General features: G+C 56.4%; 14 protein-coding genes and 1 pseudogene. 3 read left to right on the top strand and 12 right to left on the bottom strand.

Annotated elements, in window-relative coordinates; genetic code table 11:
- Window positions 1–4: 4 nt before the first annotated feature.
- Together alr and dnaB are read right to left on the bottom strand one after the other, a co-directional pair.
- Complete coding sequence (gene alr / locus VPX56_RS01725) at window positions 5–1,084, bottom strand: alanine racemase (protein WP_326469499.1); 1,080 nt, start codon at window positions 1,082–1,084, stop codon at window positions 5–7.
- Between the two features lie 16 nt (window positions 1,085–1,100).
- Window positions 1,101–2,513: a replicative DNA helicase gene (dnaB, locus tag VPX56_RS01720; protein WP_326469497.1), complete on the bottom strand. Its 1,413-nt coding sequence runs from the start codon at window positions 2,511–2,513 to the stop codon at window positions 1,101–1,103.
- Between the two features lie 66 nt (window positions 2,514–2,579).
- Between dnaB and VPX56_RS01715 the strand changes: the two genes are divergently transcribed.
- A complete protein-coding gene (locus tag VPX56_RS01715; RefSeq protein ID WP_326469495.1) occupies window positions 2,580–3,563 on the top strand; it encodes a quinone oxidoreductase in 984 nt (327 codons plus the stop codon).
- A 184-nt stretch (window positions 3,564–3,747) separates the two neighbouring features.
- Here the strand turns inward: VPX56_RS01715 and pspG are convergent, their stop codons facing one another.
- From pspG to VPX56_RS01695, 4 genes are all read right to left on the bottom strand, one after another.
- A complete protein-coding gene (gene pspG / locus VPX56_RS01710) occupies window positions 3,748–3,990 on the bottom strand; it encodes an envelope stress response protein PspG (protein ID WP_131635389.1) in 243 nt (80 codons plus the stop codon).
- A gap of 136 nt (window positions 3,991–4,126) precedes the next feature.
- On the bottom strand, window positions 4,127–5,122 hold the full coding sequence (gene dusA, locus VPX56_RS01705) for a tRNA dihydrouridine(20/20a) synthase DusA (protein ID WP_263610728.1): 996 nt from the start codon (window positions 5,120–5,122) through the stop codon (window positions 4,127–4,129).
- 82 nt (window positions 5,123–5,204) lie between these two features.
- On the bottom strand, window positions 5,205–6,464 hold the full coding sequence (locus VPX56_RS01700; protein ID WP_370967357.1) for a conjugal transfer protein TraF: 1,260 nt from the start codon (window positions 6,462–6,464) through the stop codon (window positions 5,205–5,207).
- A 223-nt stretch (window positions 6,465–6,687) separates the two neighbouring features.
- Window positions 6,688–7,176 carry a cupin domain-containing protein gene (locus tag VPX56_RS01695; protein ID WP_131635386.1) on the bottom strand — a complete coding sequence of 163 codons (489 nt, stop codon included), beginning with the start codon at window positions 7,174–7,176 and terminating at the stop codon, window positions 6,688–6,690.
- Between the two features lie 115 nt (window positions 7,177–7,291).
- Between VPX56_RS01695 and zur the strand changes: the two genes are divergently transcribed.
- Window positions 7,292–7,804, top strand: coding sequence for a zinc uptake transcriptional repressor Zur (gene zur, locus VPX56_RS01690; RefSeq protein WP_131635385.1), 513 nt, complete (start codon window positions 7,292–7,294; stop codon window positions 7,802–7,804).
- Window positions 7,805–7,861: 57 nt separating this feature from the next.
- Here zur and VPX56_RS01685 read toward each other — a convergent pair whose 3' ends face one another.
- The 5 genes and pseudogenes from VPX56_RS01685 to VPX56_RS01665 form a co-directional block, all read right to left on the bottom strand.
- Window positions 7,862–8,071 (bottom strand): CsbD family protein, encoded by a 210-nt coding sequence (locus VPX56_RS01685; RefSeq protein WP_112012120.1) that lies wholly within the window; start codon window positions 8,069–8,071, stop codon window positions 7,862–7,864.
- A 49-nt stretch (window positions 8,072–8,120) separates the two neighbouring features.
- Window positions 8,121–8,195: pseudogene (locus VPX56_RS01680) on the bottom strand (hypothetical protein); the annotation flags it as partial.
- Window positions 8,192–9,529: an MATE family efflux transporter DinF gene (dinF, locus tag VPX56_RS01675; protein WP_131635384.1), complete on the bottom strand. Its 1,338-nt coding sequence runs from the start codon at window positions 9,527–9,529 to the stop codon at window positions 8,192–8,194. The pseudogene VPX56_RS01680 and the gene dinF, both read right to left, overlap by 4 nt.
- Before the next feature lie 63 nt (window positions 9,530–9,592).
- The gene (gene lexA, locus VPX56_RS01670) at window positions 9,593–10,201 is read right to left on the bottom strand and encodes a transcriptional repressor LexA (RefSeq protein WP_131635383.1); all 609 of its coding nucleotides are present in this window, start codon (window positions 10,199–10,201) and stop codon (window positions 9,593–9,595) included.
- Between the two features lie 108 nt (window positions 10,202–10,309).
- On the bottom strand, window positions 10,310–10,678 hold the full coding sequence (locus VPX56_RS01665) for a diacylglycerol kinase (protein ID WP_014830281.1): 369 nt from the start codon (window positions 10,676–10,678) through the stop codon (window positions 10,310–10,312).
- Between the two features lie 154 nt (window positions 10,679–10,832).
- Between VPX56_RS01665 and plsB the strand changes: the two genes are divergently transcribed.
- Window positions 10,833–13,253 carry a glycerol-3-phosphate 1-O-acyltransferase PlsB gene (gene plsB, locus VPX56_RS01660; protein ID WP_131635382.1) on the top strand — a complete coding sequence of 807 codons (2,421 nt, stop codon included), beginning with the start codon at window positions 10,833–10,835 and terminating at the stop codon, window positions 13,251–13,253.
- Between the two features lie 88 nt (window positions 13,254–13,341).
- Here plsB and ubiA read toward each other — a convergent pair whose 3' ends face one another.
- Window positions 13,342–14,211, bottom strand: a complete 870-nt coding sequence (gene ubiA, locus VPX56_RS01655; protein ID WP_263610732.1) for a 4-hydroxybenzoate octaprenyltransferase — start codon at window positions 14,209–14,211, stop codon at window positions 13,342–13,344.
- Window positions 14,212–14,223: the final 12 nt, after the last annotated feature.

Here is a 14,223-nt window from a genome sequence, read left to right as displayed (position 1 = left end):
CATCTTAGTCGATGTACTTCATTGCAACCCGCGACGTGAGCCGCGTAATAAGTTCGTAAGCACTTACTTTTGTGATTTCAGCAATGCGCTCAACGGGCAGGCCTTCGCCCCACATCACCACATCGTCGCCCGCTTTGTCCTGCGCCTCTGGCCCCAGGTCGACGCAAATCATGTCCATTGCCACGCGGCCAACAATCTTCGCTTCACGGCCGTTTACCAGCACCGGCGTACCCGATGGCGCGGCGCGGGGATAGCCGTCGCCATAACCCATCGCCACCACGCCCAGACGCGTATCGCGCTCGCTGGTCCAGGTGCCGCCGTAGCCTACCGGTTCACCCGCTTTGTGCTCACGCACCGCAATCAGGTTGGACACGAGAGACATCACCGGCTGAAAACCGAAATCCGGCCCCCAGGGCTTGCCCTCCAGCGGCGATACGCCGTAAAGGATTATGCCCGGGCGCGCCCAGTCGAAGTGAGACTGCGGCCACAGCAGAATGCCGCCGGATGCCGCGAGTGAGCGCATGCCCGGCTTGCCTTCGCAAAAGGTGTTGAAGATATCGAGCTGCTGCTCGGTCGCCCCACACTCCGGCTCATCGGCACGGGCGAAGTGGCTGACGATATTGACCGGCTGGCGCACGTTTTTGCACTGGCACAGGCGCTGGTAAAACACCTCGGCGCTTTCCGGACGCACGCCCAGACGGTGCATGCCCGTATCAAGCTTCATCCACACGGTCACCGGCTCGCTCAGCTCGGCGGCTTCGAGTGCCGCAAGCTGTTCTTCGTTGTGGACCGCCGTGTGCAGATGCTGGTCGGCAATGGTCGGCAGGTCCGACGCTTCAAAAAAGCCTTCAAGGAGCAGAATCGGTTGGGTAATCCCGCCCGCGCGCAGGCGGAGAGCTTCTTCAAGACGGGCGACGCCAAAAGCGTCGGCATCGGGGAGCGTTCGCGCGGTCTCAATAAGACCGTGTCCGTAAGCGTTCGCTTTCACGACTGCAACGAGCTTGCTGGCGGGCGCCAGTTCACGTAGACGTTGCAGGTTGTGTCGCAGAGCGCGGCGGTTAATAACAACAGTTGCCGCTTGCATTTGAATTCCTTAGAAATTACTCATCATCATATTGAGGACCGGCATAGTTGTCGAAACGCGACCACTGTCCGTTAAAGGTCAGACGCACCGTACCGATAGGGCCGTTACGCTGCTTACCGATAATGATTTCGGCGATCCCTTTCAGGTCGCTGTTCTCGTGATAAACCTCATCACGGTAGATAAACATGATTAAGTCGGCATCCTGCTCGATGGAGCCGGATTCACGCAGGTCGGAGTTGACCGGGCGCTTGTCGGCACGTTGTTCCAGGGAGCGGTTAAGCTGCGACAGCGCCACCACCGGCACGTGCAGCTCTTTGGCCAGCGCCTTGAGCGAGCGGGAAATCTCTGCAATTTCCAGCGTACGGTTGTCGGAGAGCGACGGCACGCGCATCAGCTGAAGGTAGTCGATCATGATAAGGCCGATGCCGCCGTGTTCGCGGGCGATACGGCGCGCGCGGGAGCGCACTTCCGTCGGCGTCAGGCCGGAGGAGTCATCGATGTAGATGTTCCGTTTTTCCAGCAGAATGCCCATGGTGCCGGAGATGCGCGCCCAGTCTTCATCATCAAGCTGGCCGGTACGAATGCGGGTCTGATCCACGCGCGACAGCGACGCCAGAGAACGCATCATGATCTGCTCGGAGGGCATCTCCAGACTGAAGATAAGCACCGGCTTATCCTGCAGCATCGCCGCATTTTCGACGAGGTTCATCGCAAATGTGGTTTTACCCATCGACGGACGCGCGGCGACGATAATCAAATCCGACGGCTGCAGGCCGGCGGTCTTCTTATTCAAATCGTCATAACCGGTGTTTACGCCGGTGACGCCGTCATGCGGCTGCTGGAACAGCTGTTCGATACGCGCGACGGTTGCGTCGAGCACATCGGCAATGTTTTTTGGGCCTTCGTCTTTATTTGCACGGCTTTCGGCAATTTTAAAGACGCGGGATTCGGCAAGGTCGAGCAGATCTTCGCTGGAGCGACCCTGAGGATCAAAGCCCGCTTCGGCGATCTCATTCGCCACCGAAATCATCTCGCGCACAACGGCACGTTCACGCACGATATCGGCGTAAGCGCTGATGTTCGCCGCGCTTGGCGTGTTTTTTGAAAGCTCTGCCAGATAGGCAAACCCGCCGCAGCTATCGAGTTGCCCCTGGCGCTCAAGCGATTCCGCGAGCGTAATCAGGTCGATCGGGCTGCCCGACTCCTGCAGGCGCGCCATTTCGGTAAAGATGTGGCGGTGCGGGCGGGTGTAGAAATCTTCCGCCACGACGCGTTCGGCGACGTCGTCCCAGCGTTCGTTATCCAGCATTAAACCGCCCAACACCGACTGTTCCGCTTCAATCGAGTGCGGCGGGACTTTTAACCCGGCGACCTGGAAATCACGTTCGCGGGGTTCAGTCTGTTTGTTGAAGGGTTTGTTTCCTGCCATAGTGAATGGAGTTACCGAGATAAAGAGTGGGTCGAAAGATTACCATATTTTTCTTACGGAGGGAGCATGGCAACGCGCATTGAATTCCAGAAACACGGTGGACCAGACGTTCTCAAAGCGGTGGAATTTACCCCCGCCGCGCCTGGTGAAAATGAAGTTCAGGTTGAAAACAAAGCGATTGGCATTAACTACATTGATACCTATATTCGCGGCGGCCTCTATCCGCCTCCGTCTATGCCGAGCGGCCTGGGAACCGAGGCTGCGGGGGTGGTCAGTAAAGTGGGCAGCGCCGTTAAGCACCTTAAAGAAGGCGATCGCGTGGTGTATGCGCAGTCTGCGCTGGGCGCCTACAGCTCCGTTCATAACGTTCCGGCGGATAAAGCCGCCCTGCTGCCTAACGCCATCTCCTTTGAGCAGGCTGCCGCCTCGTTCCTTAAAGGACTGACCGTCTATTATCTGCTGCGCAAAACCTATGAGATCAAACCCGATGAGCAGTTCCTGTTTCATGCCGCTGCGGGCGGCGTGGGGCTGATCGCCTGTCAGTGGGCGAAAGCGCTGGGCGCGAAGCTTATCGGTACCGTGGGCAGCGCGCAGAAAGCGCAGCGCGCATTGGATGCGGGGGCATGGCAGGCGATCAACTACCGTGAAGAGAGCATTGTTGAGCGGCTAAAAGAGATCACGCACGGTCAAAAAGTGCGCGTGGTGTATGACTCGGTGGGGAAAGATACCTGGGAAGCGTCGCTGGACTGTCTGCAGCGCCGTGGGCTGATGGTGAGCTTCGGTAACGCCTCGGGCGCGGTCACCGGTGTGAATCTGGGCATTCTGAACCAGAAGGGTTCGCTGTACGTAACGCGCCCTTCCCTGCAGGGTTACATCACCAACCGGGAAGAACTGGTAGAAGCCAGCAACGAACTGTTCTCGCTGATCGCCAGCGGCGTAATCAAAGTGGACGTTGCGGATGCGCAGAAGTATGCGCTGACCGATGCGCAGCGCGCGCATGAGGTGCTGGAGAGCCGGGCAACGCAGGGCTCAAGCCTGCTGATCCCCTAGGCCTTAAAAAGAAATTGGGCTTCCCTTGGGAAGCCCTTTCTTTTTTTAGTTCGGCTGTATGTAGGGTACAGCTCGATGAATTCTTTTGCGGCAGTCATAGTGACAGATTCGATAAGTAAATCCTATTCCGTTCTAAGCCATGCTGCCGGAAAAGTTGCAGGTATGTGACGAACACCTCAATACCTTAGTAACGGAAGCGGTTATTGCGCTGATAATTGGGCACTTTTGGCGATTTAATCGCCCGTATTACCCACACGACCGCAATGGCCAGCAGTAGCCACGGCAGGAGCTTGATCGTCAGGGCAAACAGCCCGCCGATAAACATCACCACCGTCGCCACGACAATCGCGGCAAGAATGCCGAGCAGCGACACGCCCGTCACCATCAGCATGACAAAAAAGCCAATCACAAAAAGAAGTTCCAGCATGGTGCTCTCCCACGAGTTCCCGAATGATGCAGCGATCATTACAAGAATCATGCCAAAACTAACCCATTGTTATAAAAGCAAAACGCCCCGCAATCACTTGCAGGGCGTGGCGAATTTGACGAACTTTTAGCGAAATTTATCGCTTATCCGCGACCAGGCGCAGGGCGTGCTCCAGCACGTCAATATCGGCTCCGGCTTTATGCGCATTCTCGCTCAGATAGCGACGCCACTGACGCGCGCCGGGAATACCCTGGAACAGGCCAAGCATATGGCGCGTAATGTGGCCAAGATAGGTGCCGTTGCTCAGCTCGCGCTCAATATACGGATACATGGCCCGCACCACCGAAACCGGGTCGGTATCGGCACCTTCAGTGCCATAAATTTCACGATCGACCGTCGCCAGAATGCCCGGGTTTTGATACGCCTCGCGTCCAACCATCACGCCATCCATATGTTCCAGGTGCGCTTTTGCCTCTTCCAGCGACTTGATGCCGCCGTTGATTGACATCGTCAGGTGGGGGAAATCACGCTTCAGCTGGTACACGCGCGGGTAGTCCAGCGGCGGGATTTCGCGGTTCTCTTTCGGGCTGAGGCCGGAAAGCCAGGCTTTACGCGCGTGGATGATAAACATCTCGCACTCGCCCCTTCCGGCAACGGTATTGATGAAATCACACAGGAATTCGTAGCTGTCCTGATCGTCAATGCCGATACGGGTTTTGACCGTGACCGGAATGGAAACCACGTCGCGCATCGCCTTGATACAGTCCGCCACCAGCGGTGCGTTGCCCATTAAACACGCGCCGAACATGCCGTTTTGCACGCGATCGGACGGGCAGCCCACGTTCAGGTTAATTTCGTCGTAGCCGCGTTCTTCCGCCAGCTTCGCGCACTGCGCCAGCGCGGCCGGATCGCTACCGCCCAGCTGCAGGGCAACCGGATGTTCTTCTTCACTGTACGCCAGATAGTCGCCCTTCCCGTGGATAATCGCCCCGGTGGTCACCATTTCGGTGTACAGCAGCGTATGGCGGGAGAGCTGGCGCAGGAAGTAGCGGCAGTGTCTGTCCGTCCAGTCGAGCATCGGCGCAATGGAGAAACGGTGTGCGGGGAAAGCGGTCTGTAATTCTGACGACATGGCGAAGTTTTAAGCATCTGGTGGAAAAGGGGCGCTACTATAGCACAAAGAAAAGCCGGAGGCGCAGCGCCTCCGGTCTACTTTAAAACGTCATGCTCAGCTGTGCGCCTGCGCCCCAGGTTTCGTCCTCACCGTACAGGCCCATCAGGTCAACATGGACGGTGTTAAACGGTGCAAAGCCGACACCGCCGGTAAAGACGTTGCTGTCATTCCCTTTCATATCCGCACGGAAACCGGCGCGAACGGCCAGCCAGCTCAGCGGCGTGACCTCGGCACCTACGCCAGCGTACTGAGAGGTATCTTCACTTTTGAAGCCCTTGGTTTCCGTCAGATCGCCATCAGCGGTCAGGGTCACCAGATCGTTGTGCCAGGCCGCGCCTGCGGTCACCAGCGGACGGATCTGGTAGGTATCTTTGTAGCTAACAACCTCACCCGTGCGACCGTTGCGAATGCGAACATCTTTCGTGTCGATATCGCGCGACATCAGGTTTTGTCCGCTCAGGCCGAGCGTCCAGTTTTCACCTAAATCGGCGGCGATACCGGCATCGACGTTGAAGCCGGTGTCGTCGGTACGGTAGCGGCTGTCGTTCCACTTGTTACTGTCGTAATCGTAAATTGAGGTGGTGTAGTTATAGACCCAGGTTTTTTGCAGCTTTGGCGTCACGCCCACGGAAACCGGAACGCCGCCCAGATCGAACTGGCGGGCCACCGCAATACCATAGTCTGAGACAATCGCCGCCCGTCCAGATGCCGTTGAGTTAAGGTTTTTGGTGATTTGATCGGTGCCGTTCAGCGCAGCGTCCAGCGCCACGCCAGCGGCTACCGCATCGCTCTTTTGAATACCGCGCAGGTAATCAATATCCTGCTGATCGATAGAGGAGCTAACGCGCCCGTGGGCGTAGCCTTTCGCCATAAAGGCCACGGAAAGGACGTCGTTAGGGATACTGACTGCAATCCCCGCGCCTGCCGTCGCGCGCGCGGTTTTACCTTTGAGGTAGTCCAGTTCATCCGCGAGATCTTTCGCCGCGCCCTGGAACTGGTTGATTGAGCCGAGCGGATTGGTGATGATTTCACCGGGAGTAAGGTTATCAATCACATCCTGATAGTGATTGATTTTGTCATTGATGTTATCAATCTCGTCCTGAAGGTTGTCTTTATCCGTAATTTGCGCGCCGACGGAGGGTAAAATCACCGTGACGTCATCATCAGGTTTAGCCTTTGCCAGCAGCGCGGGGTTGATTAACGCCCCGCTGCCATAGCTGCCGGATGCAACGCCGGTACCACCCATTGCGTCGCTACGTGATTCTGTCCAGGTATTGGCTGCTCCCGCCTGATTTGCCATAAAAAGGGAGACAGCGATGCTAACCACCGAAAATTTAAAATGTTTTTTCACAGTATGCCCGTTATAGTCTGTTATGAAATAACCCCTGTCTGTTATCACCCAAACAGGAACGAACTATTGCTGTGAATAAGTAGTAAAAGACCCGCTATTTCTGTCCCTAAGTAAAACTCCCTTACGGCCTGTTATATTTTGTGACGGCCCTCAATATTTATAGAAGAGGAAATTATTTTTTCCCAGGTTTTCCATCGTGCGGGCCAAAAAACTGCGGCGGATGGTCTACCCAGCGGTCTTCACGCGTGGCGGCATACACCGGATTCAGCGGGTAGTAGATGCGGTTTTGCTTTTTGTTGGCCTCGCCTACCACCAGCAGCCGCACCTCTTCTTCGGTGTTGTTAATGAAGGTGTGGCAGACGCCGGTGCCGGCGGGGAAGCCTACGCTGTCTCCGGGCTCCAGCTTCCACAGATAGCCGTTAATCCAGGCCTCCGGGTAACCTTCAAGGACGTAGATAAACTCCTCTTCATCGCTTTCCGCGTGAGGATAGGAGGTACGACGCCCTGGGGGTAAACGTTCATGATGAATACCAATACGCCCCAGACCCAGCCTGCGGGCCAGCGGTGCGCCGATGGAAAAAAGCTCATTGCTGTCGGGATAGGTCGAATCATCTGCGCCTTCCACGTCGCGCCAGTGACGGATACAGTCAGGTCTTTTCATTATCTTTTCCCCAAATACGATGCGCCAGGTATAGCACAGCCCGGTGGATCTCGGTGTTTTTACCAGAACATGATAAAGTGACGGTTTCCCACTCTAAAAACATCCGAGGTGCTAAATGGATAAGTCCACAAAAGAGCTGCTAGCGCAAGCTGAAAAGCTATGCGTGCAACGCAATGTGCGCCTGACTCCGCAGCGCCTTGAGGTATTGCGGCTGATGAGCCTGCAGCAGGGAGCGATAAGCGCGTACGATCTCCTCGATCTGCTGCGGGTAAGTGAACCCCAAGCTAAGCCCCCCACCGTCTATCGCGCGCTGGATTTTCTGCTGGAACAAGGCTTTGTACATAAGGTGGAGTCGACAAACAGCTACGTGCTGTGCCATCTGTTTGATCAGCCAACCCACACGTCGGCCATGTTTATCTGCGACCGCTGTGGCGTAGTAAAAGAAGAAGGCGCGGAAGGCGTAGAAGACATTATGCATACGCTGGCAGCGAAAATGGGCTTTGCCCTGCGTCACAACGTGATTGAAGCGCACGGCTTGTGCTCTGCCTGCGTGGAAGTGGAATCCTGCAGCCATCAGGGCGAATGCCAGCACGACCACTCTATCCTGGTGAAGAAAAAGCCGCGTTAACGGCAAAAGAAAAGGCGGCCCATGGCCGCCCTCAGAGGGATACTAGTTTACTGACGATTACCAGCGGTAATCATTACGGGTTTCCCAGTCTTTCACTTCCGTTTCGGCTTTATCTTTTTCATAGCCATAACGTTCCTGGATTTTACCCACCAGCTGATCGCGTTTACCTTCGATGACGGTCATATCGTCATCCGTCAGCTTACCCCACTGTTCTTTCGCTTTACCTTTGAATTGCTTCCAGTTGCCGCCGATTTCGTCTTTATTCATCATCGTGTCCTCATAGTTAAGCGTTGGGTCGTAACGTCCGTTACGTTCTTTTCTGCTGGACGTGATAATAATTGTAGTGAAGGATTCGGCAGTCATTTTCATATTCGGAATCTTTAACCGTCACGATATATCGGCGCGGGAAGGAAACCAGGTGTTGTTGCGCCAGTGGCGCCGCCAGATAAATGCCAGCGACAGGCCTCGCAGGGAGAGAAACACCGCCAGAGCCAGCCACAAACCGTGGTTACCCAGATACGGCAGCGTCAGCAGCGTCAAACCAAAACCCGCCGCCGCAACGGCCATGCTGTTGCGCATCTCCGCCCCGCGCGTCGCGCCAATAAACATGCCGTCCAGGAGGTAACACCAGACCCCCACCACCGGTAAGATCACCTGCCATATGAGGTAATGACTCGCCAGTTCGCGAAGCGCCGGGAGCGAGGTCAGCAGCGCAATAATATGCTCGCCAAAAAAGGCATAGATCAGCGCAAACGCCAGCGCCACCAGACCCGACTGGCGACAGGCCGCCCGCCATACTTCCTGAAGCTGTCCGCTTTGGCGCGCACCGTATGCCTGCCCGGAATGCGCTTCAACGGCGTAGGCAAAGCCATCCAGCGCGTAGGCGGTAAAGGTCAGCAGCGTCATCAGTACCGCATTAACCGCGACGATCTCAGGCCCGAGGCGGGCGCCAAAGACGGTTAGCGCCCCGAAACAGAGCTGGAGCAGCAGCGAGCGCAGCATAATGTCGCGGTTGAGCGCCAGCAGCTTGCGGACGTTGCCGCGCCAGGCCGTTTTCAGCATCGCGAGAGAGATCCCGCGCATCGCCAGAACGCGCCACACCATCCACAGGCCGATGACAAACGTGCCGTATTCCGCAATGGCCGTCGCCAGCGCCGCGCCCCGCACGTTCATGTGCAGCCCCATCACCAGCCAGAGATCGAGCACGATGTTCAGGAGGTTTCCCACCACCAGCAGGATAACCGGCGCGCGAGCGTACTGAACGCCAAGTAGCCAGCCCAAAAGAACCAGGTTTGCCAGCGAGGCCGGAGCGCTTAGCCAGCGAATTTCAAGGAAGCGCCGCGCCTGCTCAAGCACCGCCTCGCTACCGCCCACAATATGGAGCGCCAGATCGATCAGCGGCGTGCGCAGTAAAACAATTAGCGCACCCGCACCCAGCGCCAAAATTAATGGCTGCACAAGCGCTCGCGCCAGCCGCAGTGGGTCCCTGGCGCCATACGCCTGCGCCGTCAGGCCAGTTGTGCTCATGCGCAAGAAGAGCAGCAGCATAAAGAGGAAGCTGGTCGCCGTTGCGCCGATCGCAACGCCGCCCAGATAAACGGGAGAATCCAGATGACCAATAACAGCCGTGTCCACCAGTCCCAGCAAAGGAACGGTGATATTGGAGAAAATCATTGGCAGAGCAAGACGCCACAATGCCTTATCAGAAGCCGTCAGCAGTGACATGAGAAATACCGGGACCGGATAATGAAGCAGGCTACGGAGACCCCGTAGCCCGTCAGAAAGAGATTAGAGCCATTCACCGTTACGAATAACGCCGACAGCAAGCCCTTCAATAGAGAAGCTCTGCTCGCGGAGATCCACCAGAATCGGCGTAAACTCGCTGTTCTCCGGCAGAAGCTGAACGGTATTACCCTGTTTTTTCAGTCGCTTAACGGTGACTTCATCATCAATGCGCGCAACGACAACCTGACCGTTGCGCACGTCCTGAGTTTTGTGAACCGCCAGCAGATCGCCATCGAGAATACCAATGTCTTTCATCGACATACCGCTGACGCGCAGCAGAAAATCCGCACTCGGCTTGAACATACCAGGGTCTACCTGATAGTGGCCTTCGATATGCTGTTGCGCCAGCAGGGGTTCACCTGCTGCGACACGGCCAATCAATGGAATGCCGGTTTCTTCTTCCACCAGCAGACGGATGCCGCGTGAAGCGCCAGAAACAATCTCGATCACGCCTTTACGCGCCAGCGCTTTAAGGTGTTCCTCGGCAGCATTCGGCGAGCGGAAACCCAGACGCTGCGCGATTTCTGCACGCGTGGGTGGCATACCCGTCTGGCTGATGTGATCCCGGATGAGATCAAACACCTCTTGCTGCCTGGTCGTTAACGCTTTCATTCCGCCCCCTGGGTGTATATACAGTTATGCTGTGAGTATATACAGTCAAAGGTGATTTTGGAACCAAAAACTGCACAAAAAACCAGGGACTTAATTATTTCTCGAGGCTCATCGGAAATGTGACCAGAGCAACGTGACCCAGGTTATGGCGGCGGTGATAATCGCCAGCAGCACAGCGGCAGAACCCATGTCTTTGGCACGGCCAGAAAGCTCATGGAAGTCAGAACCAATGCGGTCTACAACAGCTTCAATAGCGCTATTGAGAATTTCCACTATCATCACCAAAAGGACGGAGCCAATGAGAAGAACGCGGGTAATAGCATCAACATCAAGGAAACAGGCGATGATAACCGCGACGATCGCGGCAACGCCCTCCTGGCGAAACGCGGCTTCATTGACCCATGCGGCACGGAAACCTTTCCATGAATAGCCGGCAGCTTTGATGATTCGAGTTAACCCAGTGGTATTATTGGCCATTAATAGAACCTTTTATTGGAAATAGCGTCAGTAACTCTAGCACCAGCGCGTTTCGCTGTAGCCTGAAGTATGACGGGTAACAACAGAAATTTTGCGCGCTTTCTGTTATCCTTGCGCCGCAATTGCATTATTAACCAGAGGCTTTACATCGTTTATGTCCGGCTGGCCACGAATTTACTACAAATTACTTAATTTACCATTAAGCGTCCTGGTAAAAAGCAAGTCTATCCCAGCAGAACCCGCGCTGGAATTAGGGCTCGATACGTCACGCCCTATTATGTACGTTTTGCCTTACAACTCGAAGGCAGACTTGCTGACGCTGCGCGCCCAGTGCCTGGCGCATGATTTACCTGACCCACTTGAACCCCTGGAAATCGACGGTACTCTGCTGCCGCGCTACGTGTTCATTCACGGCGGGCCGCGCGTGTTTACCTATTACACGCCGAAAGAAGAGTCCATCAAGCTGTTCCATGACTATCTCGACCTGCACCGCAGCAATCCCGATCTGGATGTGCAGATGGTGCCGGTTTCCGTCATGTTTGGTCGTCGACCGGGCCGCGAAAAAGGCGAAGAGAATCCGCCGCTGCGCATGCTCAACGGTATCCAGAAATTCTTTGCCGTGTCCTGGCTGGGGCGCGACAGCTTTGTGCGCTTCTCCCCTTCCGTTTCTCTGCGCCGCATGGCGGACGAACACGGTACCGATAAGATCATCGCGCAAAAACTGGCGCGCGTGGCGCGTATGCACTTCGCTCGTCAGCGTCTGGCCGCCGTTGGGCCACGTCTCCCGGCGCGTCAGGATCTGTTCAACAAGCTGTTGGCCTCCAAAGCCATCGCACGCGCCGTTGAAGACGAAGCGCGCAGCAAGAAGATTTCGCACGAAAAAGCCCAGCAGAATGCTATCGCGCTGATGGAAGAGATCGCAGCGAACTTCTCCTACGAGATGATTCGTCTATCTGACCGTATTCTGAGCTTTACGTGGAACCGCCTCTATCAGGGCATTAACGTCCACAACGCCGAGCGCGTGCGCCAGCTGGCGCATGACGGCCACGAAATTGTCTATGTGCCCTGCCACCGTAGCCACATGGACTATCTGCTGCTCTCCTACGTGTTGTATCACCAGGGGCTGGTGCCACCGCACATTGCGGCGGGTATCAACCTGAACTTCTGGCCAGCCGGCCCGATCTTCCGCCGTCTGGGCGCGTTCTTTATTCGCCGTACCTTTAAGGGCAACAAGCTCTATTCCACCGTGTTCCGTGAATATCTCGGCGAGCTGTTCAGCCGCGGGTATTCCGTGGAGTACTTCGTGGAGGGCGGTCGTTCCCGTACCGGTCGTCTGCTCGATCCGAAGACCGGCACGCTGTCGATGACCATCCAGGCCATGCTGCGCGGCGGTACGCGTCCGATCACGCTGGTGCCGATTTACATCGGCTATGAACACGTGATGGAAGTGGGCACCTACGCGAAAGAGCTGCGCGGTGCGACCAAAGAGAAAGAGAGCCTGCCGCAGATGCTGCGCGGCCTGAGCAAGCTGCGTAATCTCGGTCAGGGCTACGTGAACTTTGGCGAACCGATGCCGCTGATGACGTACCTGAACAACCATGTTCCGGAGTGGCGCGAGTCTATCGATCCTATCGAAGCGGTACGTCCGGCATGGCTGACGCCGACGGTGAACGGTATCGCCGCCGAGCTGATGGTGCGGATTAACAATGCAGGTGCGGCGAACGCCATGAACCTGTGCTGTACCGCGCTGCTGGCCTCCCGCCAGCGTTCCCTCACCCGCGAGCAGCTGACCGAACAGATCGACTGTTACCTGGACATTATGCGCAACGTGCCATACTCGGTTGATTCAACCGTGCCGTCTGCCACCGCCAGCGAGCTTATCGATCACGCGCTGCAGATGAACAAGTTCGAAGTCGAGAAAGACACTATCGGTGACATCATCATTCTGCCTCGCGAGCAGGCCGTGCTGATGACGTACTATCGTAACAACATCACGCACATGCTGATGCTGCCGTCGCTGATGGCGGCCATTATTACCCAGCATCGCCGTATTTCACGTCAGGAACTGCTGCGCCATCTCGAGGCCATCTACCCGATGCTGAAAGCGGAGCTGTTCCTGCGCTGGAGTAAGGATGAGCTGGCGGTAGAGCTGGATAAAATGACGGAAGAGATGCGTCGTCAGGGGCTGATTACCCTGAATAATGACGAGCTGCATATCAACCCAGCGCGTTCTCGCACCCTGCAGCTGCTGGCCGCCGGTGCGCGTGAAACGCTGCAGCGCTACGCCATCACCTTCTGGCTGCTGAGCGCCAATCCGTCTATCAACCGCGGTACGCTGGAAAAAGAGAGCCGGACGCTGGCACAGCGCCTGTCCGTTCTGCACGGCATTAACGCACCGGAGTTCTTCGACAAAGCGGTATTCAGCTCACTGGTGCTGACGCTGCGTGATGAAGGGTTTATCAGCGATACGGGCGATGCCGAGCCGGAAGAGACGCTCAAGATTTACCAGATGCTGGCCGAGCTGATTACCTCGGACGTGCGTTTAACGATTGAGAGCGCGACGCAGGACGAGTGATGTCGTCAGCGGCCTGATGCCCTCACCCCGGCCCTCTCCCACGGGGAGAGGGAGAAAACAAAACGGCAGCCATTCGGCTGCCGTACTTTTATGAAAAGTAGCTCATCGCCAGCCCCAAAAACAGCACCAGACCGACGTAGTTATTATTCAGAAACGCTTTAAAGCAGGCTTCACGCTCGCGTTTCGCAATCAGCTTTTGCTGGTACGCAAACAGCAGCCCCGCCACCAGCACGGACCAGTAAAACTCCCAGTTCAGCCCGTTCAGACGACCAATCGCCACCATTAGCGCCAGTACCGCGACCTGCAAAATACCGATGATCAGCTTGTCCTGACGGCCGAACAGGATAGCCGTCGACTTAATGCCAATCTTCAGGTCATCGTCGCGATCGACCATCGCGTACTGTGTGTCGTAGGCCACGGCCCAAAGAATGTTAGCCAGGAACATCAGCCAGCAGCTGAGCGGAACAGACTCGCTGACTGCCGCAAACGCCATCGGAATCGACCAGCCAAACGCCGCGCCCAGCACAACCTGCGGCAGATGCGTATACCGCTTCATAAACGGATAGACCCAGGCCAGCGCCAGCGCCGCGACGGAGAGCAGGATGGTCATGGTGTTCAGCGTCAACACCAGCAGGAAAGAGAGCAATACCAACACGATGAACAAGTTGCGCGCTTCTTTCTCGGTGACTTGCCCGCTTGGCAAAGGACGGTTGGCGGTACGTTTTACATGCCCGTCGAATTTCCGGTCGGCGTAATCATTGACCACGCAGCCCGCCGCGCGCATCAGCCAGACGCCGGCAACAAATACGCCCAGTATCCACAGCGGTGGCAACCCCGGGGTGGCGACCCACAGCGCCCATAACGTCGGCCACAGCAACAGCAACGCACCGATGGGTTTATCTGTACGCATTAAGCGGTGATAGGCCAGCAGCTTATTCTGCGTCAGGCTCCACTCCATTTTTTCTTCCTC

The sequence above is a fragment of the Enterobacter wuhouensis genome, from assembly GCF_035835995.1.
Classification (GTDB): domain Bacteria; phylum Pseudomonadota; class Gammaproteobacteria; order Enterobacterales; family Enterobacteriaceae; genus Enterobacter; species Enterobacter wuhouensis.
Note: the sequence above shows the minus strand (reverse complement) of the source record. Positions and strands in the feature narration are given on the sequence as shown.